Here is a 25,155-nt window from a genome sequence, read left to right on the forward strand (position 1 = left end):
GCGATTCACTTGGAGAATGGACAGTTTGCAACATTCAAACTTGATAATGATAGGTAGTATACAATGATTTTAGTGACTGGTGGTTTAGGCTTTATAGGCTCGCATGTGGTTTTAAGTTTGCTAGCTCAAAGGCAAGAGGTCGTCATTGTTGATAATCTAGCCAATGCAAATCTGCAGTGTTTAGAGCGTTTGGAATTTATTACAGGAATGTATATTCCATTTGTTAAAATTGATATACGTAATACCCCTGCGTTAAATAAAGTATTTGAACAATATTCAATAGATACCGTGGTACATTGTGCCGGGTTCAAATCCATTGAAGAATCTAATCTCAAGCCACTTGAATATTATAACGACAATGTCAGTTGTATTATGAGCCTTTTGCGGGCCATGCAACGTACAGGGGTGAGAAGTTTAGTTCATCTTTCTAGCCTTATGGTCTATGCGCAATCGAGTTTAAATCTAAACGAAGAAATTGCTTTTAACTATTCTTATCCGAATCCTTATATCAAATCTCAACAAATGATTGAAGAAATCATCAAGGACACGTTTAGAACTGATCAAGAATGGAAAATTGCGATTCTAAGATTATCAAATGTGGTTGGAGCTTTTGAGCATGGTGTACTGGGGGAGTTTGTCACGCCATTACCAAAAAATATTGTTCCATTAGCATTGCAGGTCGCGGCACAACAGCGTGACTTGATTGAAGTTCATCGTCATGCCGATACGGAAGACAAAACCACTGAGCGTAGTTTTGTACATGTACTTGATGTCTGTGATGCTATTCAGTCCAGTATCTATTGGTTGCATGAGCAAAATAATGTCTGTGAAAGCTTTGATATTTCAGGGACTGTAAGCTCAATCCAAGATTTAATCAATACGATTGAGGACGTGACTGCACAGAAAATACATCAAATAGATGCAGTTTACGAGATTGATGAGCTTGATCAGGTGGCTTCGAATAGTCATAAAGCCCTCGATATTTTAAAGTGGGAGGCAAAACGCCCACTTCAACAAATGATTCAAGATGAGTGGCGTTTTTACCAAAATACGCTGCATAATTATTGATGAGTAAGAAATATAGCAATGTAAATAATTATCATTTACATTGAGGGTCTATTTGTTTAGCATAGGATTTCGCTGGGGTAACGGCTTGTATTCATTGTCTAAAGATGATCATATTATAAGCTGTCACTTGAAAATAAAATTCGGACGATTAAGAGGTTGAAAATGCAGACACGTATTGAACACGACACGATGGGTGAAGTTGAAGTTCCCGGTGAGGCAATGTGGGGAGCACAGACTCAACGAAGTGTAGAAAACTTTAAAATCGGCACCGAACATATGCCACGTCCTATGATTCGAGCAATGGGGCTTGTTAAAAAAGCCGCAGCGATTAGCAATGCGAGCCTCAATCAAATTCCGCAAGAATTATCACAATATATTGTAGAAGCAGCTGACGAAGTCATTGCTGGTCATTGGGACAGTCAATTTCCTCTAGTGGTTTGGCAAACGGGATCGGGTACACAAAGCAATATGAACTGTAATGAGGTGATTGCCAATATTGCCAACCAAAAACTCGGTAATCCTTTAGGTTCGCAGAAACCAGTTCATCCCAACGACCATGTCAATCGTGCCCAGTCTACCAATGATTCATTTCCAACCGCGATTCACGTAGCAGCAGCATTGCAAATCAATGAATTACTCATTCCAGCAGTCAAACGTTTACGTGATACTTTAAATCGTAAATCCGAAGAATTTAATGATATTGTTAAGATTGGTCGCACACATTTACAAGATGCTACACCTCTGACACTTGGGCAAGAGTTCAGTGGCTATGTATCGCAACTTGATCATGGTCTAAAACGTTTGCAGCAAGCTTTGATTTGGTTGTATGAGCTACCATTGGGTGGTACGGCAGTGGGTACCGGTTTAAATGCGCATCCTGACTATGCGGAAAAAGCGGCGGAAGAATTAGCAAAATTGACAGGTCTTCCATTCATAACCAATCCCAATAAGTTTGAAGCACTCGCAGGGCGTGATGCTGCTGTATTCGCTTCAGGCGCACTAAAGACTTTAGCTGCGAGTCTTAACAAAATTGCCAATGATATACGTTGGTTGGCGAGTGGTCCTCGTTGTGGCTTGGGTGAGTTACGTATTCCTGAAAATGAACCAGGCTCAAGTATCATGCCGGGTAAAGTGAATCCTACACAGTGTGAAGCGATGACGATGGTCGTGGCACAAGTAATGGGCAATGATACAACAATCAATTTTGCAGGTGCGGCGGGTAATTTCGAACTCAATGTATATATGCCAGTGATTGCGTACAATCTTGTACAGTCGATTCAATTGCTCGGTGATGCTTGCAACAGTTTTGATGAGCATTGTGCTGTGGGCATAGAGCCAAATCGTGAAAAAATTGATTTCTTCTTGCATAATTCTTTGATGCTCGTGACAGCCCTTAATCCTGTGATCGGTTATGAAAATGCAGCAAAAGTGGCGAAAACTGCTTATAAACAGGATAAGACCTTAAAGGAAGTCGCGGTAGAATTGGGATTTGTGACTGCCGAGCAATTTGATGAAGTGGTTCAACCTGAAAAAATGGTGCATCCAAACGTAAAATAAACAGCTGAAGATATAAAATTGGCTAAGCCAGCTTAGCCACTTTTATAGGTACATGTAATCAATGTTGCGAATAGATTGCACTCCTGTCCAGTTCCCTGTTAACCACGCCATGTAGATAGCATGTAAACAATAATAGCAACTAAAAATAGAGCAACTATAAATAAAATATATTTCGGAATACGACGCTTTTCTTGTGCTTTCTCAATTCTTTCTTCAGTTGGAGAATGATTGTTATCGATTGACATATTAATTAACCTCTAAATTAATTAAGTACTTGTTTTTATGATGAACGAATATTTTCTCTATTGTGTGAATAAATGTTGTTTGAGCGCTTTATAAGCGTAAGTGAATGAAACTTTACGTAGCGAGTTAAATTTGAAGAAAATTTTGAAAGATCCTGCGCTGTAGATCTAAATAGCTTGAAAAAGTTATGGATATTTTATCCTTATCGCTCATAAATATGATAGTGAAATGTATTCTTAATAATAATGAATAAAATGTTCAATGGAAAAAGTTTCGATAATTTTTTAAAATTCAGTTTTATTCTGTTTACGGTATTAACTTTTTTTCGTTTGGACAAAGCCTCTATGACAAGCTGTTTGGCACAGCAGAACAAATTGAATTAAAACCAGCGCTGGTTTTAATGTTTTCCGCTTTTTTCCAAATATCAATATGCCTTCCAATATTGGACAAAGTACTTGAACGAATCAATCGAGAGGAAAGACAGCGACAACTCAAAATAGATGAAGAGAGAATAATTTAAGGTCAGTCTGAAAAGCACCTCAATGATTAGAAATCATGAGGTGGTTCTCTTGTAAACATTAGCTAAGCGACAAACTCATTGACATGATATTCAGGTTCACAAGCCAAAATAGATATAAATTTTTCTGTTGTTTCGGCAGTAAGTAAATAAGGATTGAATTCTTCTAGATGATATTGCAAAAAAAACGCTGAAATCTTTTTATTGATTGGCGAAAATTTCATCGTCCATTGTGAAAATAAGTTTGTCTGATTTTTTGCATAATATAAGATTTCGCAATTGATATGCCGTTTATCTTTGACAATTCGATTATAAAACAAATCATCAATGATGCTTTGATTTCCCTCTAGACATTGGACAAAATATCCATGTCCATAATAGAGCACGCCAGTAACGCCATTACGATAATTAAAATCTATTGCTTCATCTAAGATATTGATTAAATTTTGTTTTAAACCGGAATCCACGGTAGCTATTTTACTGACATATAAAAGTCGAACAGACTCCATCTTTGATTCTCTTTTTTCGGGAGGGAGTGTTGATTGTTACATAAAACGATCTCAATCATATATTTTTATGTAAACATCAATGATTTTTTCAATGAAATTAATGTTACTTTTCTTATAAATGATAAAAAATAGACCTGCTTCCTGCAGGTCAGTATCCACTTTCTTTATTGTCGTGTTGACCACTCTCTTCAATGGTCAGAGATACTATACAGATGTTCTTTAATAAAGAAAACGCAGTAAAACAGTTGGAATAGCTGTCTAAGACTGGGGAGAAGTCATGATGGCGGCTGGATGTAAATCGCTTCATCATGCCTTTTACATGGATTATAAATATTCCATAATAGACCTTATAGGAATAGAATACTGGTTTAAACAATGACTTAAATAATGAGAATAAACAATGTATTATCTATTTTTCTTGGCAGCGCTATTGATGAGTGCTGAATTAAAAGCTCAGAGCCCATTAGATCAACCTTTTTTGCAAAGTGGAGCAGTAGATGAGCAGTTCAATATCGTTAATCTCAAGTTATATAATGAGTTGGTCAAAGCAATCAATCATAATTTTAAGAACATTCCCACGAATCAATCAGATCGTGACTTTATCGTTTCCAGAATTATGCTGATTAGCAATGGATTATGGATTGAGTCAGATTTGAAAGATATCAAGTCCATAGAAGATTTAACAAAAAAATTTGATCAACAAAAATATCAGCGTTTGATTAAACAAAATATATGTAAAAAAGATGACTTACTAGAGTCAGAAGTTTTTAAAAAAACTACAGGCGGTAATTTTATTTATCAAATAAACAATGCAGAAGGTGATTTTTTAAAAAGCTTTACAGTAAATTATAGGGAATGCTTATAGATAATTGATGTTTTATGTGAAATTTTAATATATTTTGCTTGAGCTGAAGAGAGGCATTTTTAATTGAGAAAAAGATTTTTGAAGAGTTCCTTAAATTGTCATGGAACATGCTTTTGAAAGAGCGGGTTCAAACCGATCGATTTTTAGCGCGAGCATGTGGTGGGATTAAAAATAAACCGTGATTCTAAATCCTATAGAGTAGCTGAAATAGTTTTTTCTACTTAAATTAGAATTGAATATGCTGTTATAATTGCTAGAATGCATTTTTTGCTGTTTTTTACTTATTTGTATTTTTATAAATAATTGAATTGAAACAGCGTCTTAACTAAGGATTTTTTAATGTTGTCTATTTATTTAACAGATGTCCAGAAGCATGTTCAGTTTAAAGATTATCCTGGTGAACATCCTGTTAAATTTATTTTAAATTTCAAAAAGATTTTTCCAAGTGTAATGGAAATCTTACTTCCTGTACTTCCTGAAGATGAAGATCTAGAAAAAATGACATGGGAATCGACCAGTGATGACTTTGAAACCTTCAAAAAACTATTGACAGGTTGGGGAGTAATCGAACTGCGTTTACAAGCGATCAGTCAATATAAAACCAAAGATTTTGCAGATCAACTGTTGAAACAGGCACAAGTCAAGCGTAAAGAATTTGCCAAACAGCAACAGCAATTATCTACAGTCGAATTAGATTATTTATTTATGCATGAAATACATGCCTTGATTGACGCAGAGTTGGTTGATCTGGGTGAAAAATTCTATTTGCCGACATTACGTGAGCTTTGGAAAAATACAGTTTCTGCAAAGGTATTAAATGCACATTTTTAATTAAATGTCGAAACAGCATCAGTGTTCACAAGGGCAGTCAGCCCTGTTCTTGTTGAACTTATAATGACGTTATTTCAGTGGCTTGCTATGATTGAACTGCTATAATGAATAGATTGTAAAAAGTAAAATAAAGATTGCACAGAGAAGACCCATTAAATTTAAGACTTTCATTTATAACTCATTGATTTTTTTAAACAGTTTAAAAGCTGACAAGCCTTGATTGCAGAATGTTGTAGAGACACCACTTAAAAATACGCTACTTATATGTATTTACCATGAAAAATTGTGTAAATAACAAACATGCTGTTCTGAAACAATTAAATTCATTGACTGATAAAACATTGGCATTCGATCCAAGAGTACTGCATGTTGATGATTTGTTTTAATTCAAAGCTTATATTGAAATCAGATATTCATGCACAGCTTATTTATGTTGTAATACTTTAGATTTTATCAATTCATTGAAATTAATGATTTTTTAAAATATCTTCATAATTTTTCTCGTGTTTTCGGATTTTCCCGAGGATATATCCAAGGATTTTAAGTCATGTCGAATGTTTTTTTAGATTTAATTCATAAACGCCGTACTATTTATGCAATTGGACGTCATGTCCATCAATCTCCCGAATATCTTTCTGATCTCATTCAACAAGCAATCAAGCAAAGTCCTTCATCTTTTAACTCACAATCTTCTCGAGCAGTGATTTTGTTCAATGCTGAACATGAAAAATTTTGGAATTTTGTCAAAACCCAACTTAAAGCTTATGCTAAGGATGAAGCCAGTGCTTTAAAAACTGAATCGAAAATGGATAGTTTCATTGCAGGATTTGGAACAGTTTTATTCTTTGAAGACCAAGATGTGGTGAAAGGTTTACAAGCGCAGTTTCCTTCGTATGCCGATAACTTTCCGGTATGGGCTGAGCATTCTACTGCCATTGCGCAGTTTGCAACATGGACCGCTTTAAATAGTGATGGTATAGGTGCTTCTTTACAGCACTATAATCCTATTGTCGATGAACAGGTTCATGCTGAATGGGATATCCCTGAAAACTGGAAACTTCGTGCACAGTTGGTGTTTGGTTCAATTGAAGCTGATGCATCAGAAAAAACTTATATGGATGATGCCGTACGTTTTAAAGTTTTTAAATGACTTAGATGGATATTTAAAAAGCACCTTGACAGGTCCGTTAAGGTGCTTTCATGGATTTTTTTCAGAATTTAAAACCAGTCTTTTTGCATCATTGAGCAGGTATCATCAAAGCTGATCAAGCGTTTGGCTTGATGTTCGATTTCAGGAAGTTCCCACGTCATAAAATAACGTGCTGCTTGAATTTTTCCTGCTAAAAAATTTATATCCTCTTGATGCGTTGAATCTTTGAAAGCTTTTAGTGCTTTATTGACCATCTCCAGCCATAACCATGCAACCAATACCTTTCCGAACATGTCGAGATAAAGTGCTGAGTTGGCAAGTACTTCTTTGGTTTTGCCTTGTTTAAGTGCTGAGCCAAGTATATTGGTGGTTTTTTCAATGGTGGCTAAATGTTTACAGAATATATTGGCAATTTTTCGGGAAGTATCATCATTGACTTCATCTAGGGTTTGATTAAAACGCTGCAGCAGTAATTTTAAGCCTTGTTGATCATGTTGCCATAATTTACGCCCCAATAAATCCAAGGATTGAATGCCATGGGTGCCTTCATGAATCGGATTTAGACGATTATCGCGGTAACATTGCTCTACAGGATAGTCTTTTGTATAACCTGCACCTCCAAGTACTTGTATTGCTAAATCATTGGCTTTGGGACCATAAGCGGAGGGAAATGACTTCACTACTGGTGTAATTAAGTCTAGAAGAACAGCGCTGTCGGTATTGTCAGCTGCCTGATGTTCATCAATTAATCGTGCGGCAAATAAGCATAAAGCCAATGCGCCTTCTACATAAGATTTTTGTGCCAATAACATTCGCTTCACATCACTGTGCTCAATAATATTGACAGGTTTACTGAATGGATCTTTTTCTTCAATCAGTCGACCTTGAGGTCGGGTTTTTGCGTAGTCTAAAGACTCTAAATAGCCACGATATCCGATCATCGCTGCGCCTAGCCCCATACCAACACGTGCTTCATTCATCATTTTGAACATGTATTTTAAGCCATCACCGGCTTTTCCAATAAGAAAACCTTGGCATTGATCATTTTCACCAAAACTAAGTACAGTCGAAGTTGTTCCTCTATAGCCCATTTTATGTAATAAACCACTTAAATGGACATCATTTGATTCCGCTACAGAACCATCTAAAAGCGTTTTAAACTTGGGTACAATAAACAGCGAAATTCCTTTTACACCTTGCGGCGCACCTTGAATTCTTGCTAAAACCAAATGCACAATATTTTCAGTAATATCTTGATCTCCACCAGAAATAAACATTTTCTGACCTTTGATGAGATAGCTGCCATCTGCTTGTGGCGTGGCTTTCGTGGTTAAATCCCCCAAAGAAGAACCGACATCTGGCTCTGTGAGCGCCATTGTTCCAGCAAATCGACCATCAAGCATTGCCGCTAGAAAGGTTTGCTTGTACAGAGGTGCAGCAAAGGCTTGAATCAGGTTTACAGCCGCAGCAGTGAGAAACGGATATGCTGCTGTAGAGGGGTTGGCAGACATAAAAAATGCATGACACGCCATATGTATTAAAGTAGGAAGCTGCATTCCACCCAGTTCATAATCATGCTGTGCAGACAATAAACCAGAAGCAGCATATTGCTGCCATGCTGTTTTAATTTCTGGAATAGTCGTTACACGTGTACCATCAAAAATAGGTTCATTTTGGTCCGCTTTAGCATAATGTGGTGCAAAATAATCTGTTGCTATGCCTTGAGCAATATTCAAAACGCTGTCAAATGTCGTTTTATCATGCTCTTTGTATCGATTTAATTCTGTCAATTTCTCTGCATCAAAAACCTGATAGAGCAAAAAATTGAGATCTTTGGTATGAATCAGTTTAGACATAAAAATTCCTTTTTAAATCGTTTTATTCTGAATTGAGCTTAATCAAAAAAAGTAAACATAAGACTTGTCAGAAATGACATCAACAGTGCTATAAATGACATTATTGTCGTCACCGCATTTTTAAGACATGATTAAAATCACCGTGGTTGGATTTGATGGTGCTTTGGCTTCAGCTTTAACCTGTATTGTTGATTTATTTTCAATGACAGGTGCCAGTTGGAATCGTATTCAAAACCAAGATGTTCAGCGTCTATTTCAAGTCCAAATCGCCAGTTTGGATGGAAACGCCATTCAATGTATAAATGGTATACGGATTCAGACGGATATTGCCTTTCATGCGATTCAAAGCACGGATGTGATTATTGTTCCGACGATTGGTGCTGCTATTGAACAGGTCATTCGCCAACAGCAGGGAGTAATTGATTTTATTCGATATGCAGATCGACAGCAGTGGAAGATTGTTGGCATGTGTACAGGTAATTTTTTCTTAGCAGAGGCCGGAATTCTAGATCATCGGCTAGCCACAACGCATTGGGGGTTTAAAGACCTATTTGAGCGCTGTTATCCAAATGTTAATTTAAAGACCGAGCAATTGATTACTCGTGCTGAACATATCTATTGTGCCGGTGGGGGACTGGCGTGGTTCGATATCGGACTGCATCTGATTGAACATTTTTATGGTTTTGAAATCGCGCTTCAAACAGCGAAGTCTTTTGTGATTGATTATCGCCGCAGTAGTCAGTTGTCGTATTCAATTCTTCGGATTTCTCATCACCATCATGATGAGTTGGTGCAACGCATACAACAATGGATAGACGCTAATTTTTCAGAGCAGATTAGTATTGCTTTTTTAGCACAGCAATTTAATGTGACTTTGAGGACATTGATTCGCCGCTTTAAAGCAGCTTTAGGCCTACCACCGAACAGTTATATTCAGGCAATTCGCATTGAAGCCGCTCAAAAGCGTTTAGAGGAAACCGAACAATCCATTGATATGATTATGCAGAGTGTAGGTTATCTTGATCCAAGTTCATTTCGACGATTATTTAGAAAGAAGACAGGATTGACTCCATTGGAGTATCGTCGCCGTTTTAGCCGTTGCTAGAATCCGCTGTTCAGCACCTCTAGTGATCATTTGTCTGGAATGGATTGAAAATTGATCAATGTATCTATTTGAGTGATGATTTATATAGAAAATCTAAATGAAAAAAAGTGCAAAGTATTGCTGAAATAGTGCTAAAGAGACTTTGAATAATAAAATAAATGTACTATAGTAATATAAGAAAAGTTGAGTAATGTGCTTGGTTTTTATTCAGTCATTATTGACCACAGGTTAAGAATGACCGAGTCAAGTAGCATTTTCCTTTTCCGTATCTCTCTCAATATGAGCAATCAATTGTGTTAAGACGCAGTGGTTTGTTGCTGGCATTTGCAACAGTATTTTTACAGCTTGCGGTTTTTTTACAGCCGCTTTTGCCTGAGCAATATCAAATTGCTCCGGTCTGTGAAGACATCACTCAATCTTTGTTACGTCCAACACATGCGCACAGTCATCACGAGCAAGACTCTAGCTTTATTCATCACTATTTACATCTGGACCAAACACAACAGGCAGCATCTTCAGATCATGATCATCATGATCTGAACCATCAATGCCAGTATTGTGTGGTTTATGGCAATTTAGTGATGCCACCTGAAATTGGCGTAAAAGAAATATTGGTGCGTATCCAAATACGCTTATTGGCTTATGTGGAAGCCTTCCAGCACGTCTATTTTGAATTACAGCGTTTATTTCTCATTCCTCAGGGGCGAGCCCCACCAACTCTCTCTGCATAACACATTCATGTATTCATTGCTTCCATGTGTCAACTTTAGACATGTAAAACAATGACATGCTATTTAGAATCTTTGATGTTGAGAATCACCATGATAAATTCAGTTTTCCTTAAATGGCAGGAAACAGACCCTTGCATGCAATTTTTAGGGTTATCCGTTCAAAATGAAAACATAAAGCAACAGACTGTGAATAAATTTCAGGCGTATGCTGATCTGGCAAAACAAAAAATATTGCGAGATGCATTCAAAACTCAACCTTTATCGATGTATAAGGTGATGTCATGACTTTAGGATTAACGGCTTTAGAATTGGCACGCATACAGTTCGCCTTTACAGTGTCTTTTCATATTATTTTTCCTGCAATTTCAATAGGACTGGCAAGTTTTTTGGCAGTTCTGGAATGGCGTTGGCTCAAGACAAAAAATCCCGTTTACCAAGATTTGTTTAAATTTTGGGTTAAAATTTTCGCCGTGGCTTTTGGGATGGGCGTTGTATCAGGCGTTGTCATGAGCTACCAATTTGGCACCAACTGGAGTGAATTTTCACGTGTTGCAGGTTCTGTAACAGGTCCATTATTGGCGTATGAAGTGCTCAGTGCATTTTTCTTGGAAGCTGGTTTTCTTGGAATTATGTTGTTTGGCTGGGGGCGTGTTGGTCCACGGGCACATTTTTTTGCAACTGCAATGGTCGCAGTAGGTACATGTATTTCAATGTTTTGGATTCTGTCTTCAAACAGTTGGATGCAAACGCCTCAAGGTTTTACGATTGAAAATGGCATTATCGTTCCTCAAGACTGGTTCGCCATCGTATTTAATCCATCATTTCCATACCGTTTAGCGCACATGGCAGCTGCGGCATTCCTTGTGTCTGCATTATTGGTTGCTGCAACAGCAGCGTGGCACTTACTTAAAGGTCGCCGCGATGCTTTGGTCAAAACCTCATTTTCCATGGCGATGTGGATGATTTTAATCCTTGCTCCGTTACAAGTTCTGATTGGCGATAACCATGGTTTAAATACCTTAAAGCATCAACCTGCCAAACTTGCTGCGATAGAAGGGCATTGGGAGACCAATAAAGGGGAAGGTATGCCTTTATATCTATTCGGGATTCCAGATATGCAGGCTGAAGAAACCAAATATGCGATTGGTATTCCTAACTTGGGTAGTTTGATCATGACCCACACCATGGACGGTGAAGTGAAAGGCTTGAAAGAATTTGCCCCTGAAGATCGTCCTAATTCGACCGTCGTATTTTGGAGTTTCCGCATCATGGTCGGTTTAGGCATGCTGATGATTTTACTTGCAGCATTTGCTTTATTTTTACGCAAGGGCGGTAAGTTGTATGAAAACAGATGGCTGCACCGGTTTGCCTTTGTGATGGGGCCATCAGGTTTTATCGCTTTGCTGGCTGGTTGGTTTACCACAGAAGTGGGTCGTCAGCCATGGGTTGTTTATGGCGTGATGCGTACTAAAGATGCTTTATCCCCAGTATCTGCTGAACAAGTCGGTTTAACCCTGATTATTTTTGTGGTTGTCTACTGCATCGTATTTGGAATAGGCATTTATTATATGCTGAAGCTGATGCATAAAGGTCCGCAATTTATTCACGCAACACCAGAAGGTGCAGCGCATAGTGAAGAAGCTGTAATTCTTGCATCTAAACGACCACTGACAAGTGTCGATGAAAGTGTTGATTCAAATGAACAGGAGGGTAAATAATGATTGATTTATCTCTGATTTGGATTGTCATTATTGCCATTGGCGTATTTATTTATGTGGTACTGGATGGTTTTGATCTGGGAATTGGAATTCTGTTTCCATTTTTTAAAGATCAGCAAGAACGTGATGTAATGATGAATACTGTTGCACCTGTCTGGGATGGCAATGAAACATGGATGGTGTTGGGTGGTGCAGGTTTATATGCTGCATTTCCAATGGTCTATGCCACAGTTTTATCAGCACTCTATATGCCTATTATCCTGATGGTTGTGGCTTTGATCTTCCGTGGTGTGGCTTTTGAGTTTCGTTTTAAAGCCAATAGAACCAAGCATTTATGGGATAAAGCCTTTATTGGTGGTTCAATTCTTGCCAGTTTTTTCCAAGGTATGATTCTAGGCGCCTATATTCAAGGAATTAAAGTTGAGAATCATATGTATGCGGGTGGAGGATTGGATTGGTTGACTCCATTTACTGCCTTCACCGGTATAGGCGTAGTGATACTTTATGCCGCTTTGGGGTGTGGATGGCTGATTTTTAAAACTGAACTTGATTTACAGCATCGTATGTATCAGCTTATGCCCAAGCTGGTGATTGCATTATTGGTCATTTTTGGCGCCGTGAGCATTTATACACCTATGGCTCATCCCGAAATTGCCGCACGTTGGTTTAGCCAGCCTCAATTGATGTATTTTAGTCCTGTACCGATTTTGGTGGTGATCTTTACGGTTCTGATTTTGCGCGCATGTAAAACACGCAGTGAGCTTCGTCCGTTTCTCTATACCCTGGCTTTGGTATTCCTTGCGTATACCGGGTTTATCATCAGTTTATGGCCTTATGTCATCCCACCATCGGTTACGATTTGGGATGCGGCAGCACCTGAAAGCAGTCAATTATTTGCCTTGATAGGTGCATTGATTTTAATCCCGATTATCTTGATTTATACAGGGCTTTCTTACTGGGTGTTTAGAGACAAAGTGCGTATCGGAGATGAAGGTTATCACTGATTCATTCAGTAGCCTTTTAAGCATTGAAGGCTGGGTGATCAAACTGATCATCTGGTCGATTTTAACCAGATGCATTGTCAGTAGCGAGGTCGTGAATTTTGAAACTTTCTCAAACTCAGTGGTTTATTTTGTTATGGTTGGGTGGTTTTTTAACTTTAGCCATCATTGCTGGTTTTTTTAGAATGCTGATTCAATTGGCATATTAAAATTTTCAACACATACAATAGATCAAAATGAGGAATTAAATTCCTCATTTTTATTTAAATGATTTATATCTGATCTCTTTTTATGGTTTTCGGATCAATTTATGAGGAAAGAATACGTTCTAGGACTTTAAATATGCTTTGAAAATGCTGATCATCTAACCAAACAGAATTGCTGATGGTAAAACTTTGTGCTGCAAACTGTATTGCATTCGGTGTATCGGCCTGAATGTGGGATAAAGCGGGGTAGTGGGAAATTGAACGTACAAAAAGCCGTGTTATGCCTAATCCTTCTTGCCAAAGTTCACCTAATATTTTTTCAGTGAATACTTGATTGTCGACATGGCAAATCAGAAAAGGAAAGGTGGCACGGGTATTGGTAAACTCATCAAATACATGCAGATTTGGTAAGAGTTTTAACTGTGCAATTCTTTTTTTTGCTCGTGTACGGGCATGTTGCCAATGTTCGGGCAATCGTTTACTGGCACGCATGGCAACCTGACTTCGCCATTTTCCCAGTTGGTGTACAGGAATACTGTTTAGGTCAAAATCATCTCCGACAGCAGCAATTTCATCATGATTATTTAATGCCTTACGCAAAGGGTTTCCATATAAAAATGTCAACGCAGTAGGTCGATAAAAAAAACTATAACCTATCAATTCCAAACTGCGTCTTATTTCCCAAGAGCGAAGAACAGGCAATTTTTTCACATTGTTGATCAGATCTTGGTGAAGATCGATGTGTCGACTAAACAACACACCACCTTCAGCACTGCTCAAGCCTTTGCCAAAAGCCATACTGAAAAATGCGATGTCTCCAATCAAACCTACACTTTGTTGAGACACAGTTGCACCCATCGATTGAGCTGCATCTTCAATGATAAAGGTTTGATAATGTCGGGCTATTTCTTGAACTAAGCTAAAGTCACATACCAATCCTGCAAAATGTGTAACAACAATTGCCAATGTATTGGTATTCGTCAGTTGCTGTAAGTGACAAAGATCCAAATTTAAACTGGCTTGTTCTAAGTCGCATAAAATAGGGATCAAACCAATTTTCTCAATGGCCAATGCCACTAATGGGCATGTCCAAGCGGGTATGATGACCTCTTGACGGTTGGGTTGTCTTTTTTGCAGGGTTTGTAACGCAACAATAAGCGCAACTGTTCCTGAACAAGTCAAAGCAGGTTTTGGGATGTTGAGTAACTGGCTTAACCGAGTAGCCAAATCCATGGATGAATGAAAACTTAAAAGATCACTTAACTCGACTGTTAGACCATTGGTCGGTGGGATTTCTTTTTTCATACTTAAGTATCGTGGATCCTATTCTGATTTACCTTGTTGCTTTTAAAAATCAGCATGACTATCAAATATCAGAAACGATATGAGTTTGTTGAGATTCATCTTTTGCAAGAAAAAGTACACCAACCAAGATGAATGTTGCACCTATAACTTTACTTAATGTTAAGGGTTCATTGAATAACCAAATGGAGAGGAGAGTGACGCTGATCAATTCGAGATGCGATGCAGCAAATGCGGGACCAACAGGTGCATGTTTCAGTAAGGTCATCCATGTGAAAAAAGCCCCGATATAACCGATAATTGCGCCATAAATCCAGTAGTGGGTTAAAATTCTACTTAACCAAGCGATATCATAGGTGAGTGGCATTGCATGAATCGATGCAAATTTGAAACTGATTTGGGCCAAGGTATCAAAAGACATCAATATGATAAAACCCACGATATAAAATAATCTCATGTCCCCAATCCTACAATTGTAACGCCTAAACTGATTAAAATGACGCCAATCAGTCGATTCGATGTTAGTTTCTCATTGAAGAATAAACGTCCTGCGATCAGTATGACCACAATATTGATACTGCCAAGCATTACACCATCAGACAAAGGAACCAGTGACAAAAAAACCAACCAGGTAATAAACTCAATGATATAACTTGTTATCCCAATCCAGATCCACGGCCGCATAGCCATCGCTTTCCAATGTGCAAGACCATTGTGATGGTTATGTTCCGATGCTGCAGCTTTGAATGCCAATTGTCCAACTGTATCTATGACGATCGTAATGATCCAAACGACAATAACCGTCAAATTCACGCAAGTTCACCTTGTTGAGTATGAAAAGATAAAGAATTTGAGTTTGGAGTTTGCTGGACAGTATTACTATTGTTCAAAACTTTACGGTAATGTTGGATAAAGTTGAGGGATTCTTCGATAACTTGTTTTCGATCGTTGTCAATCGTGATCATATGATAACTTTCATATAACCAAACCAATTGTTTTTGACCAGAGACGTTATCATAGATGAGCTGACTATTTTTCTTGTCCGCAATATCATCATTAAATGCATGCAAACATAATGTAGGAGCAGTAATTTTATTTAAATTCTGACGAACATTTTTTGATAAGCGCTGCATTTGGTAAAGAGAATGCCACGGATTTCCTGGTAAACCTGCTTTACTGCTGTCATTGCTTTTCATGGCCTCAACAATACGTGTGCGCAATTGCTCATTCTTAATGCCATAAGGTTCAGTTTCATCAAATGCACGATCTTTAAAAATATTTAAATGAGAAACCACGGGCAATACGATTGGAGCAAGGATTTTGGACCATTGCGGAATACTCCAGCCATCAAATTTAAATGTCGGGCTATAACACACGACCCCAGAGACTGGGTGTTCTGAAGCATATTTCAGTGCCAGTAATGAACCCATAGACAGCCCAACTACAAAAATTTCATCGGTATGTTGTTTTAATTGATCTGCTGCGGCACAAACACTCGCATACCAATCCTCCCACTGGGTAGAGACTAAGTCCTGCATCGTCCCACAATGCCCCGCCAATTGCGCTGCTAAAATACTATAACCCATTTGTTGGCAGGGTTTGGCAATACTGCGCATTTCATTTGGGGTTCCCGTTAAACCGTGGATAAATAAAATACCTGTACGATTACCTTGGATAAAAAAAGAGTGATCTTTAATCATGCGATCACCATAACAGTTGAATCAAGTTCAAAATCACTTTTGAGTAATTTTTCCAATGGCTGGTGAATTTCTGTGATTCTTTTAAAAGGGGTATGTAAAATTTGCTTTTCACGACAATGTTGAATCAACGATTTTTTTGCAAAGACATAATCTGCCGTTTCAGCGAGACAAAAATCTGAACGACCATCTCCAATTAAAATGATATGTTCTTGATGATGATTCTGGGCAATTTTACATTTACATGTTCCACTGGCACTTTTACATGCCATATTGCTATTGGGGAACTCCAGTCGCCACTGATATTCATTCACTTGTACCAAGTGATTCGCGATAATTGGAAGATGCGCTAAATTATATTTAGATAAGATATAGCGGATGACCAGGTCTAGACCATCACTCACAATGGTCAGTGGAATTTTATGTAAGGTGGTCAACTGGACCAAATCTAAAAAACCCTGATCAATTTCAATTTGATCTAAGCACTGATATAACGCTTGTTGATTCATATGTAACAAGGCAATTTGTTGCTGCATACATTGTTTAGAACCAATTAATCCTTTTTCCCATTGTTTTTCAATATCTTGCCAACCTGCCAGACCAAAGGTTTCAAGCAGTTGGTCAGTGGTATCTGTTAAACTAATCGTCCCATCAAAATCACATAATATATGCCAAAGGTTTTGTGAGCTCGTATTTTCTTGAGGATTAATCAAAAACATAATCAGTTTTACCAGTGTTATTTTATTAAACTTATCAGATAAATTAGTTTTGGATTCTTAATTCAATCTTATGCAAAACTAATGGCAGCAAGATGACATTGGTTTATTGTAATTAAATGTAATCCAATGTTTTTGTTAAAAACTATAAAAAACAAATAGATAATTATTTTCTGCTTTAAATAATTTAATTTTAAAATTCATAATTTGATTTAAATTAAGTTTGGTGTAACAAAAATAAACAATGTTAATGGGATTTTACTTTTTTTTAAGTTTCGCATAAGAAAGCAAATCCATATTGAGCGCACATCGCTGATTGAGCAATTTGATCTTTTGAAATTATTGCGAAAATGCGCTGAATGGAACTACATATGAATGATCATTTTAAAATTGTGAAACTTACACCGCTGATCGGTGTTCTGCTTAGTCCGTCTTTTGTATATGCAAAAGATGCCGAACAACCTGCTTTAAGCATTGGTGCTAATTACACGATTGATTATCAACCTTATAAAGGCAAGCGAACTTATCAAAGCGTACTTCCTACGGGGTTTTATGATAATGGTCGATTCTATATAGAAGGCGATGAAGCAGGTATTTATCTGCTCAATGATGATCACAATGAACTGCGTCTTAATGCTGCTTATGATGGCAACAGCTATGATCCAAGCGGCGTATTAGCTGGATTGGAACGTCGTAAGTGGTCAGTTATGGCAGGGGGCAGTTATATGAGAATTACGCCTTTTGGTGGTTTTAAAGTTCAAATTGGTACTGATGTCCTTTCTCGAAGTAAAGGTACAGTTGCTACAGCATCTTATCTAGCTGAGATCACGCAGGGTAAATGGTCTTTCTATCCTGAAATAGGTCTGCAATGGAATGATGCTAAATATAACCAATATTACTTTGGTGTAACACCGGAAGAAACACAACGTACGGGAATTCCAACGTATCAACCCGATTCAAGTATTCATCCATATGTGAGTCTAGCGTCAGATTATGAATTTTCAAAACACTGGAGTGTTTTTGGCACGGTAAATGTCGACTTTCTATCAAAGGAACAAATCCATAGTCCAATGGTTGACAGACATACAGATTTTTATCCCTCCATAGGCATCAAATATAAGTTTTGATTGCTTACGATCCTTCAACTCAGATTTTGTTGCAATACAAAACTGGATAAATTAAAAGCTCAAAAAAGGTAACAACATGAATATCAAAGAGAACCATCTTTTTTCAGAAGGTCAGTCCATGCCTAAACGTAATACAATAGATGAAGCTCAACTTTTGGCAGATGAAGCAAAATATTGTTCTTATGGCGATACAGTTCATTATGTCAATCCGCCAAATATTTTTACAGATTGTAAAGGCAGCTATGTTTACAATGATCAAGGTACGCCTTTTCTTGATCTTCAGATGTGGTATTCTGCAGTCAATTTCGGATATAAAAATCCACGTTTAGATCAGGCGCTGATTCAGCAAATTCAAACTTTACCTCAAATTGCCAGCCAATATTTACACCCGACTAAAATTGAATTAAGCAAGGTGATTGCTGAAGACATGTTGAAAAAAACCGGGGTTAAAGGGCGTATTCACTATAACGTGGGTGGTTCTCAGTCAATTGAGGATTCTTTAAAATTAGTACGTAATTTTTGTCATGGTAAAAGCCGCATGTTTGCTTTTGAAGGCGGCTATCATGGTCGTACGCTAGGCGCATCTTCAATTACCTCAAGCTATCGTTATCGCCGTCGTTATGGTCACTTTGGTGAACGTGCTCAATTTATTCCATTCCCATATCCATTTAGACGTCCAAAAGGCATGACTGCTGAAGAATATGCAGTAAAGCTTGTTGCTGAATTTAAACGCTTATTTGAAAATGAATATCATGGTGTTTGGGATCCAAAAGTTCGTGAAAGTGAATTCGCTGCGTTCTATATCGAGACGATTCAAGGAACGGGTGGTTATGTCATTCCGCCTATGAATTTTTATCCTGAATTGAAAAAAGTATTGGATGAGCACGGCATTTTATTGGTGGTAGATGAAATTCAAATGGGCTTCTACCGTACAGGTAAGTTATGGTCATTTGAACATTTTGGCATTACTCCAGATGTATTGGTCTTTGGTAAAGCATTGACCAATGGTCTAAATCCGCTTGCAGGGGTTTGGGCGAAAGAAGAAATGATTAATCCGGAAGTTTTCCCTGTAGGGTCTACACATTCTACTTTTGCATCAAATCCGTTAGGTACGGCGGTTGGTCTTGAAGTGATGAAAATGTTGGCTGAGAAAGATTATGAAAAACAAATCATGGAAAGTGGTGCATATTTCCTTGAAGGCTTGAAAGAACTACAGAAACGTCACCCGGAAATTGGTGATGTGGATGGTTTAGGTTTGGCACTGCGTGCAGAAATTTGCCAGGCGGACGGCTTTACACCAAATAAAGCATTATTGGACAAGATGGTGGATATTGGTCTTTCAGGTACTCTGGAATATCAAGGTGAGAAATGTGGTTTAGTTTTAGATGTGGGCGGCTATTACAAAAACGTCATTACATTTGCACCAAACTTAGAAATCTCACGTGCAGAAATAGATCAAGCCATGGTGCTTTTGGAGCAATTGTTAGTGCGTGCTAAAAAAGAGATGTAATTCATTAGGTTAAATAAAGACAATGCACACCGACCTTAATCAACTTGAACCGCAGTCATTGGTGGATGCTTTTGTACAGCATCCACCTGAAAGGTTTGAAGTACACCATACAAAAGATTTTTTGCCTTTTTTTATTACAGATTTTAATCTACTGACCACATTGGATATTCCTGTAAAGAAGAAGATCGAATCTACGTTTGGCTATCCATATTGGGGTCGGTTATTGCATCTAAAAACATGCTTTATTGGTACGACTGTTACCGAATATACACCTTTGACAAGCACTCTGGAGATCGATCATTTCGTCCAAAAGTTAAAAAACCGTGTAAACAATCAGAGCTTAACCATCATCAAAGATTTACCTATAAACTCTCCATTGTTGAGTACTCGGGAAAATATTTATAGTCAATCTTTTGTTGAAGCCGCTGAGCGTGAAGGTTTTCTCTCCATTGACGGTCAGGCTTTGGCTTATGTCCCCATTGATTTTGCTGACCGAGAAGACTATTTGTCAAGATTTTCCAAAAGTCGCCGTAAGAACTTAAAACGTAAATTAAAAAGCTTGGATGACTTACGCGTTGAGATCCTCGATACCGGCTCAGTGCAGTTTCACGATCAAGCTTTTAGGGCAGATCTATATACACTTTTTTTAAATGTATACCATCAGAGTGAAATACATTTTGATTTATTAACAGCTGAGTTCTTTGATGGAATTTTGCAAGATGAGCGAAATGACGGCAAAGTTTTTTTATATTGGAAAGATGACATTCTGGTTGGATACAATATTTGTTTTGAGTACCAAGGTAATCTGGTCGATAAATATATTGGTTTAAATTATCCCTTAGCCATTGAATATAATCTGTATTTTATCAGTTGGTTCATCAATTTAGATTATGCCAAACTACATCACTTAAAATTTTATATTGCGGGTTGGACTGACCCGGAAGTAAAGGCTCAATTAGGTGCTAAATTTACTTTTACACGCCATCTGGTCTGGATTAAACAACCTGTTTTAAGATTTATTCTTAAAAAATTACGCCATTTATTTGAGGCTGATGCACATTGGCATGAAAGCATACAGGAGCCAAAATAATGAGTAACAGTCGACAACACGTTGTACTCAATTTTGACGATTCTGCCGGCATTCCTACTGCAGCTCAAAATATAGATCTTCGCTCTTGGCAAGAACAGATTCGATTCGGATGCCGATGGAAGCACTTTGAACAGCTGCAAAAAAGTCTAGCAGAACAGTTACAGCATCCCGACCAACTCGGTTGTGTATTGTTGGGGAGTGGTGATTACCATCACCTTACCCAACTTCTTTTGAAGCGTTTAAAACCCAATAGACAGATTCATTTAATTGTCTGTGACAACCATCCCGATAATATGCGCTATCCATTTGGTATACATTGTGGTTCGTGGGTGTATTGGGCGAGTCGGTTAACTCAGATTGCCCGAATTGATGTGATTGGTATCAGTTCAGACGATATCAGTTTAAAACATGCCTGGGAAAATCATTGGTCACCTTTATATAAAGGTAAATTGCATTATTGGAGTATTCAGCAAAGTGCGAATTGGACCAAATGGATTGGCGCAGGGGCATCATGGCATAGTTATGCAGAACCTGAGCAACTCATGTCAGATTTTTTAAGTGAAGAATTACAAAAAACTGATCTGCCTATTTATCTGTCTATAGACAAGGACGTGCTTTCTAAAGATGTCGTGATGACCAATTGGGATCAAGGACACTTTTTAGAAAAACATTTAGTTAATTTGATTCAAGCCTGTTCAGGTAATTTAATAGGCGCTGATATCACAGGTGATGTTTCTGCTTTTCATTATCAAAACCGTTTTAAACGCTTTTTAAGCGAGTCCGATGGGCAGCGTGAACCCAGTCAGCTGGAGATTAGTCAGTGGCAAATCCACCAACAGGCATTGAATCAAAGATTGCTTGAACATATTGATCAGGCTTGGAGCATTGAACAATAAAAAAAGAGGTCTCTATCAGACCTCTTTAGCACTCATAAAGCATTATCTTTGATTGACTTCTTGCGTATTGGAGTGACTGTCTTCATTTTTGCTTTCTGTTTCAGTACTTTGTTCAGCATCTTGTGCTGATGGTTCGATCTCATCGCTTGTTTGTTCAAGCTCTTGAGCTGCTTGCGCAAGTTCCTGTTCCAGCTTAGCGCTATCATACTCAGCCATTTCCATACTATCCATGCTTTGTGGCATGCTGCCTTGCATTGAAATCATCCATACTGCAATCGAACCATAAGCCACAATAAAAATAGCTAAGAAAACAGCATATAAGCTACCGAGTAACTTTTCTGTTTGTTCTGTCTGTCGGTGCGGACCATAATTATTATTGCCCTCAGTACCTTTGGCGCACATTACATATATGCCAAAGAAAATATTCACAAGCGGAATCAAAAATAACAACCAGAGCCAACCACTTTTATTTAAGTCATGTATACGTCGGATTGCGATACAAATATTGACCACGGTAAAAGCGATAACTACAGCTACAGCAAGGAAAATAACAAAATAGCCTAAGCCAGACTCCAGTAAAGCAGCAGGATTTTGACTTCCTGTTTGCATGAGCGCGACAACGGCAAGACCAGCAATAATAAACAGTACGCATGTGTAAAGCATGCTGATAATAAACAACCAAGCCAGATAAGACAGGCGGCCAAAACGCCCTTTAGGTGAGAAGGGGTTATCTTTATTGGGGGTAAACGAAGTAGGGTGAGGCTGAGACGTAGAAGTCTGAGTTTCAAAAGGGTTCATAAGTTTCCTATACGTTGTTTTTATTAAAAATGTCTAAATTTTCATCGGCATTTTAATCAAAAATATCATCATAAACAAGAATAATAATAATCAAAAGAGAAGAGAGATAAATAGCCTAAGCAAATTTATAATTTAAAAATAAATAAATCTCAAGCTTTGATCATAAATTTTAAAAACGGCGCTTCAAGATTTAGATAATCTTTGATATTGATAATACAGACATAATCTATTTATCTCAGAGATACATCGATCAAAATTTCAATGCCTGCTTTTACAAATACTATTCAGCACGTGTATTTCAGTCGCTGTATTTTCAATACCGTACACATCTAAATTTTAAGAATTAAAAATCAACAAAATAGCCTAAGCAAATATTTTAAAAATTTCATCTCTCAAAAAAGCATGCCTGGAATTCTCATTTAATGCTTGATGCCAATAAATCCCCATATTCAAAACAGGTAAATCAACAGGTACATCGTAAATATGAATACAATCTTCAGTATATAAATGTGCCAAGATTTGTTTTGGGATGGTTAAAATAGCATCGGGATACTGAGCTAAAACTTGAAGGGCTGTTGAGTAATGTTGACAACGTAAAAAGATTTGTCGACTAAACTGTTCTTTATTTAAATTGATATCTTCGATTAGTACCCCTGTACGGCGGGAAGACACGCCGATATGTGGAGATGAGAAATAAAGCGCTTGATTCATTTGCTTATGTTGAGTGCAAATCACAAATTCATCGCGGACTAAATTTTGATAATTAATTTTTTCAGCATACTTTTGTTCTAAATCAATTACAAAATCAACCTGTTGTGTAGCCAAATCCATAACAACATTTTTACGATCCAATTTTGTACTCAAGAATTGGATGTTTAAATTCAATTTTTGAAAATGCTGTATCAACTGAGGAAAAATAATGGGTTCTATTTCATCATGTACTGCAACTTTTAATGTTTGTATGGAATGGGGATCAAACTGTTGTTTTTGTTTTGAAATATTTTGAAAAGTAAACAAAGCATTCTTCACAGTCGGATAAATCTGTTCTGCAAATGGCGTAGGTAACATTTTACTGCCTGTACGCACAAACAAATCATCTTGTAAATGTTGTCTTAATCTCTGTAAAGCATGACTCGCAGCGGATTGGGTGATGCACAATATTTTTGCTGCTTTAGAAATGCTTTTTTGCTCATAGATACTGATAAAAAGCGGATATAAATTAATATCAACATGATTAAAAATCGATATGTCTAGGTGGTCATTATTATGAGTCATATTCATAGTTCAGTATTGAATTAAATCATTTGGTTCATAATAGATTTTCAGCTAATGTAAAGTAAAGGGTCGTTATTCAGATAGTGATCAAAATATTTTACAGGAAGATAAAAATGTTTGAGCTTTCAGCACGTGCAAAAGAATATGTAGAACGGACCAAAGCGTTTATAGAAAATGAAATTGAACCTGTAGAAACTGAATTTTGGAATGAAGTTCATTCTCTTAATCAAGGCGGTGATTGGACAAAATGGCAATGGCCGGAACAATTGGAAAATCTTAAAAATAAAGCAAAAGATGCAGGGTTATGGAACATGTTTCTGCCAGATCCAGAACTGGGGGCTGGCTTGTCTGTGCAGGAATATGCTCACATTGCGGAACTGTCTGGCCGTAGTTTAATTGCACCAACCGTATTTAATTGTAATGCGCCAGATAGTGGTAATATGGAGGTTATTTGGCGTTATGGTTCTGAGCAACAAAAGCAGCAATGGCTTCAACCCCTATTGGAAGGTAAAATTCGTTCAGTATTTTGTATGACAGAACCTGCTGTTGCTTCCTCAGATGCAACGAATATGCAGGCAACTGCTGTGGTGGATGGTGATGAAATTGTCTTAAATGGTCGTAAATGGTGGTCTTCAGGTTTAGGTGACCCAAATGCCAAAATCATTATTTTTATGGCACATACGCCTGACGCAAGCAAAGATCGACACCATCAACATTCGATGGTTCTGGTTCCAGTGGATACTCAAGGTGTAACGATAGATCGTATGTTACCCGTATTTGGCGATTATGATGCACCACATGGACACGGCGAAATAAGCTTTAATAATGTTCGTGTTCCTGTCAGTCATTTTATCGGTGGAGCAGGACAAGGTTTTGAAATCGCACAAGGTCGTTTAGGACCAGGACGTATCCATCATTGCATGCGTTGTATTGGTGCTGCAGAAAAATCACTTGAATTAATGATTGATCGAGGTATGAGTCGCAGCGCTTTTGGTAAAGAAATTTTAAAGTTGGGGGGAAATTTAGAGCGTGTTGCGGAAGCGCGAGTAGCAATCGATCAGGCGCGACTGTTAACTTTATACGCTGCCTATAAAATGGATACTCAGGGTAATATGGCAGCACTTACTGAAATCTCTGCAATTAAAGTGGTTGCACCCTCTGTCCTTGAAAAAGTGGTGGATATGGCGATCCAGATTCATGGTGGAATGGGCGTTTCTCGGGATACACCTTTAACTGGTTTTTTTGCTCAAGCACGAAGCTTACGTTTAGCAGATGGACCTGATGAAGTTCATAAAGGAATGATTGCAAAATTAGAATTAAAAAAACGGGGATATGGTTCAAAGAAAAAGTAACAGTTTAATAGTTTGGTGCTGACTGTTTTATCTTA

General features: G+C 37.7%; 25 protein-coding genes. 15 read left to right on the forward strand and 10 right to left on the reverse strand.

Annotated features, from left to right (window positions below):
- Positions 1–63: 63 nt before the first annotated feature.
- Together IMO47_RS18125 and fumC are read left to right on the forward strand one after the other, a co-directional pair.
- Complete coding sequence (locus IMO47_RS18125; RefSeq protein ID WP_196075265.1) at positions 64–1,068, forward strand: NAD-dependent epimerase/dehydratase family protein; 1,005 nt, start codon at positions 64–66, stop codon at positions 1,066–1,068.
- Between the two features lie 162 nt (positions 1,069–1,230).
- The gene (fumC, locus tag IMO47_RS18130) at positions 1,231–2,625 is read left to right on the forward strand and encodes a class II fumarate hydratase (RefSeq protein WP_196075266.1); all 1,395 of its coding nucleotides are present in this window, start codon (positions 1,231–1,233) and stop codon (positions 2,623–2,625) included.
- Positions 2,626–2,723: 98 nt separating this feature from the next.
- Here fumC and IMO47_RS18135 read toward each other — a convergent pair whose 3' ends face one another.
- Positions 2,724–2,870, reverse strand: a complete 147-nt coding sequence (locus IMO47_RS18135; protein WP_196077782.1) for a hypothetical protein — start codon at positions 2,868–2,870, stop codon at positions 2,724–2,726.
- 580 nt (positions 2,871–3,450) lie between these two features.
- The gene (locus tag IMO47_RS18140) at positions 3,451–3,894 is read right to left on the reverse strand and encodes a BLUF domain-containing protein (RefSeq protein WP_196074592.1); all 444 of its coding nucleotides are present in this window, start codon (positions 3,892–3,894) and stop codon (positions 3,451–3,453) included.
- A gap of 433 nt (positions 3,895–4,327) precedes the next feature.
- Between IMO47_RS18140 and IMO47_RS18145 the strand changes: the two genes are divergently transcribed.
- The 3 genes from IMO47_RS18145 (at position 4,328) to IMO47_RS18155 (ending at position 6,740) form a co-directional block, all read left to right on the forward strand.
- Positions 4,328–4,759 (forward strand): hypothetical protein, encoded by a 432-nt coding sequence (locus tag IMO47_RS18145; RefSeq protein ID WP_227552335.1) that lies wholly within the window; start codon positions 4,328–4,330, stop codon positions 4,757–4,759.
- A 339-nt stretch (positions 4,760–5,098) separates the two neighbouring features.
- A complete protein-coding gene (locus tag IMO47_RS18150) occupies positions 5,099–5,590 on the forward strand; it encodes a hypothetical protein (protein WP_196076402.1) in 492 nt (163 codons plus the stop codon).
- Positions 5,591–6,137: 547 nt separating this feature from the next.
- Positions 6,138–6,740, forward strand: a complete 603-nt coding sequence (locus IMO47_RS18155; protein WP_196076403.1) for a nitroreductase family protein — start codon at positions 6,138–6,140, stop codon at positions 6,738–6,740.
- Between the two features lie 68 nt (positions 6,741–6,808).
- Here IMO47_RS18155 and IMO47_RS18160 read toward each other — a convergent pair whose 3' ends face one another.
- A complete protein-coding gene (locus tag IMO47_RS18160; RefSeq protein WP_196076404.1) occupies positions 6,809–8,596 on the reverse strand; it encodes an acyl-CoA dehydrogenase in 1,788 nt (595 codons plus the stop codon).
- A gap of 127 nt (positions 8,597–8,723) precedes the next feature.
- Here IMO47_RS18160 and IMO47_RS18165 point away from each other — a divergent pair, with 127 nt between their 5' ends.
- The 5 genes from IMO47_RS18165 (at position 8,724) to IMO47_RS18185 (ending at position 13,360) form a co-directional block, all read left to right on the forward strand.
- Positions 8,724–9,701: a helix-turn-helix domain-containing protein gene (locus IMO47_RS18165; RefSeq protein ID WP_196076405.1), complete on the forward strand. Its 978-nt coding sequence runs from the start codon at positions 8,724–8,726 to the stop codon at positions 9,699–9,701.
- A gap of 293 nt (positions 9,702–9,994) precedes the next feature.
- Positions 9,995–10,432 (forward strand): DUF2946 domain-containing protein, encoded by a 438-nt coding sequence (locus IMO47_RS18170; RefSeq protein ID WP_196076406.1) that lies wholly within the window; start codon positions 9,995–9,997, stop codon positions 10,430–10,432.
- Positions 10,433–10,713: 281 nt separating this feature from the next.
- Positions 10,714–12,150, forward strand: a complete 1,437-nt coding sequence (locus tag IMO47_RS18175) for a cytochrome ubiquinol oxidase subunit I (RefSeq protein ID WP_196076407.1) — start codon at positions 10,714–10,716, stop codon at positions 12,148–12,150.
- The gene (gene cydB / locus IMO47_RS18180) at positions 12,150–13,154 is read left to right on the forward strand and encodes a cytochrome d ubiquinol oxidase subunit II (protein ID WP_196076408.1); all 1,005 of its coding nucleotides are present in this window, start codon (positions 12,150–12,152) and stop codon (positions 13,152–13,154) included. The genes IMO47_RS18175 and cydB overlap by 1 nt, the downstream gene beginning before the upstream one ends.
- Positions 13,155–13,252: 98 nt before the next feature.
- Positions 13,253–13,360, forward strand: a complete 108-nt coding sequence (locus IMO47_RS18185; RefSeq protein ID WP_196076409.1) for a DUF2474 domain-containing protein — start codon at positions 13,253–13,255, stop codon at positions 13,358–13,360.
- A 99-nt stretch (positions 13,361–13,459) separates the two neighbouring features.
- On the opposite strand, the gene IMO47_RS18190 is transcribed toward IMO47_RS18185, so the two are convergent.
- The 5 genes from IMO47_RS18190 to IMO47_RS18210 form a co-directional block, all read right to left on the reverse strand.
- Positions 13,460–14,662, reverse strand: coding sequence for a DegT/DnrJ/EryC1/StrS family aminotransferase (locus IMO47_RS18190; protein WP_196076410.1), 1,203 nt, complete (start codon positions 14,660–14,662; stop codon positions 13,460–13,462).
- Between the two features lie 61 nt (positions 14,663–14,723).
- Positions 14,724–15,116 carry an EamA family transporter gene (locus IMO47_RS18195; protein ID WP_196076411.1) on the reverse strand — a complete coding sequence of 131 codons (393 nt, stop codon included), beginning with the start codon at positions 15,114–15,116 and terminating at the stop codon, positions 14,724–14,726.
- Positions 15,113–15,472: an EamA family transporter gene (locus IMO47_RS18200; RefSeq protein ID WP_196076412.1), complete on the reverse strand. Its 360-nt coding sequence runs from the start codon at positions 15,470–15,472 to the stop codon at positions 15,113–15,115. Before IMO47_RS18200 ends, IMO47_RS18195 begins: the two co-directional genes overlap by 4 nt.
- Positions 15,469–16,359: an alpha/beta fold hydrolase gene (locus IMO47_RS18205; protein WP_196076413.1), complete on the reverse strand. Its 891-nt coding sequence runs from the start codon at positions 16,357–16,359 to the stop codon at positions 15,469–15,471. Before IMO47_RS18205 ends, IMO47_RS18200 begins: the two co-directional genes overlap by 4 nt.
- Positions 16,356–17,075 carry an MtnX-like HAD-IB family phosphatase gene (locus tag IMO47_RS18210; protein WP_196076414.1) on the reverse strand — a complete coding sequence of 240 codons (720 nt, stop codon included), beginning with the start codon at positions 17,073–17,075 and terminating at the stop codon, positions 16,356–16,358. Before IMO47_RS18210 ends, IMO47_RS18205 begins: the two co-directional genes overlap by 4 nt.
- Before the next feature lie 368 nt (positions 17,076–17,443).
- On the opposite strand from IMO47_RS18210, the gene IMO47_RS18215 reads away from it, so the two are divergent.
- The 4 genes from IMO47_RS18215 (at position 17,444) to IMO47_RS18230 (ending at position 21,695) form a co-directional block, all read left to right on the forward strand.
- Positions 17,444–18,199, forward strand: a complete 756-nt coding sequence (locus IMO47_RS18215) for a MipA/OmpV family protein (protein ID WP_196077337.1) — start codon at positions 17,444–17,446, stop codon at positions 18,197–18,199.
- Positions 18,200–18,275: 76 nt separating this feature from the next.
- The gene (locus tag IMO47_RS18220) at positions 18,276–19,709 is read left to right on the forward strand and encodes an aminotransferase class III-fold pyridoxal phosphate-dependent enzyme (protein WP_227552334.1); all 1,434 of its coding nucleotides are present in this window, start codon (positions 18,276–18,278) and stop codon (positions 19,707–19,709) included.
- A 22-nt stretch (positions 19,710–19,731) separates the two neighbouring features.
- Positions 19,732–20,799 (forward strand): GNAT family N-acetyltransferase, encoded by a 1,068-nt coding sequence (locus IMO47_RS18225; RefSeq protein WP_196077336.1) that lies wholly within the window; start codon positions 19,732–19,734, stop codon positions 20,797–20,799.
- Positions 20,799–21,695: a hypothetical protein gene (locus IMO47_RS18230; RefSeq protein ID WP_196077335.1), complete on the forward strand. Its 897-nt coding sequence runs from the start codon at positions 20,799–20,801 to the stop codon at positions 21,693–21,695. The genes IMO47_RS18225 and IMO47_RS18230 overlap by 1 nt, the downstream gene beginning before the upstream one ends.
- A gap of 42 nt (positions 21,696–21,737) precedes the next feature.
- On the opposite strand, the gene IMO47_RS18235 is transcribed toward IMO47_RS18230, so the two are convergent.
- Entirely contained in the window at positions 21,738–22,493 is a 756-nt protein-coding gene (locus IMO47_RS18235) for a DUF805 domain-containing protein (RefSeq protein ID WP_196077334.1), read from the reverse strand.
- A gap of 363 nt (positions 22,494–22,856) precedes the next feature.
- Positions 22,857–23,774 (reverse strand): LysR family transcriptional regulator, encoded by a 918-nt coding sequence (locus IMO47_RS18240; RefSeq protein ID WP_196076541.1) that lies wholly within the window; start codon positions 23,772–23,774, stop codon positions 22,857–22,859.
- Positions 23,775–23,881: 107 nt separating this feature from the next.
- Here IMO47_RS18240 and IMO47_RS18245 point away from each other — a divergent pair, with 107 nt between their 5' ends.
- Positions 23,882–25,120, forward strand: a complete 1,239-nt coding sequence (locus IMO47_RS18245) for an acyl-CoA dehydrogenase family protein (protein WP_196076542.1) — start codon at positions 23,882–23,884, stop codon at positions 25,118–25,120.
- The last annotated feature ends 35 nt before the right edge of the window (positions 25,121–25,155 follow it).

This window comes from Acinetobacter sp. Res13-Abat-PEC15-P4-01 (assembly GCF_015676285.1).
Classification (GTDB): domain Bacteria; phylum Pseudomonadota; class Gammaproteobacteria; order Pseudomonadales; family Moraxellaceae; genus Acinetobacter; species Acinetobacter nematophilus.

What these genes read in the sequence shown, in the direction of transcription:
- IMO47_RS18125 (WP_196075265.1), top strand. Translation starts at nt 64, where the DNA reads ATGATTTTAGTGACTGGTGGTTTAGGCTTTATAGGCTCGCATGTGGTT.
- fumC (WP_196075266.1), top strand. Translation starts at nt 1,231, where the DNA reads ATGCAGACACGTATTGAACACGACACGATGGGTGAAGTTGAAGTTCCC.
- IMO47_RS18135 (WP_196077782.1), bottom strand. Translation starts at nt 2,870, where the DNA reads ATGTCAATCGATAACAATCATTCTCCAACTGAAGAAAGAATTGAGAAA.
- IMO47_RS18140 (WP_196074592.1), bottom strand. Translation starts at nt 3,894, where the DNA reads ATGGAGTCTGTTCGACTTTTATATGTCAGTAAAATAGCTACCGTGGAT.
- IMO47_RS18145 (WP_227552335.1), top strand. Translation starts at nt 4,328, where the DNA reads ATGAGTGCTGAATTAAAAGCTCAGAGCCCATTAGATCAACCTTTTTTG.
- IMO47_RS18150 (WP_196076402.1), top strand. Translation starts at nt 5,099, where the DNA reads ATGTTGTCTATTTATTTAACAGATGTCCAGAAGCATGTTCAGTTTAAA.
- IMO47_RS18155 (WP_196076403.1), top strand. Translation starts at nt 6,138, where the DNA reads ATGTCGAATGTTTTTTTAGATTTAATTCATAAACGCCGTACTATTTAT.
- IMO47_RS18160 (WP_196076404.1), bottom strand. Translation starts at nt 8,596, where the DNA reads ATGTCTAAACTGATTCATACCAAAGATCTCAATTTTTTGCTCTATCAG.
- IMO47_RS18165 (WP_196076405.1), top strand. Translation starts at nt 8,724, where the DNA reads ATGATTAAAATCACCGTGGTTGGATTTGATGGTGCTTTGGCTTCAGCT.
- IMO47_RS18175 (WP_196076407.1), top strand. Translation starts at nt 10,714, where the DNA reads ATGACTTTAGGATTAACGGCTTTAGAATTGGCACGCATACAGTTCGCC.
- cydB (WP_196076408.1), top strand. Translation starts at nt 12,150, where the DNA reads ATGATTGATTTATCTCTGATTTGGATTGTCATTATTGCCATTGGCGTA.
- IMO47_RS18190 (WP_196076410.1), bottom strand. Translation starts at nt 14,662, where the DNA reads ATGAAAAAAGAAATCCCACCGACCAATGGTCTAACAGTCGAGTTAAGT.
- IMO47_RS18195 (WP_196076411.1), bottom strand. Translation starts at nt 15,116, where the DNA reads ATGAGATTATTTTATATCGTGGGTTTTATCATATTGATGTCTTTTGAT.
- IMO47_RS18205 (WP_196076413.1), bottom strand. Translation starts at nt 16,359, where the DNA reads ATGATTAAAGATCACTCTTTTTTTATCCAAGGTAATCGTACAGGTATT.
- IMO47_RS18210 (WP_196076414.1), bottom strand. Translation starts at nt 17,075, where the DNA reads ATGTTTTTGATTAATCCTCAAGAAAATACGAGCTCACAAAACCTTTGG.
- IMO47_RS18215 (WP_196077337.1), top strand. Translation starts at nt 17,444, where the DNA reads ATGAATGATCATTTTAAAATTGTGAAACTTACACCGCTGATCGGTGTT.
- IMO47_RS18220 (WP_227552334.1), top strand. Translation starts at nt 18,276, where the DNA reads ATGAATATCAAAGAGAACCATCTTTTTTCAGAAGGTCAGTCCATGCCT.
- IMO47_RS18225 (WP_196077336.1), top strand. Translation starts at nt 19,732, where the DNA reads ATGCACACCGACCTTAATCAACTTGAACCGCAGTCATTGGTGGATGCT.
- IMO47_RS18230 (WP_196077335.1), top strand. Translation starts at nt 20,799, where the DNA reads ATGAGTAACAGTCGACAACACGTTGTACTCAATTTTGACGATTCTGCC.
- IMO47_RS18235 (WP_196077334.1), bottom strand. Translation starts at nt 22,493, where the DNA reads ATGAACCCTTTTGAAACTCAGACTTCTACGTCTCAGCCTCACCCTACT.
- IMO47_RS18240 (WP_196076541.1), bottom strand. Translation starts at nt 23,774, where the DNA reads ATGAATATGACTCATAATAATGACCACCTAGACATATCGATTTTTAAT.
- IMO47_RS18245 (WP_196076542.1), top strand. Translation starts at nt 23,882, where the DNA reads ATGTTTGAGCTTTCAGCACGTGCAAAAGAATATGTAGAACGGACCAAA.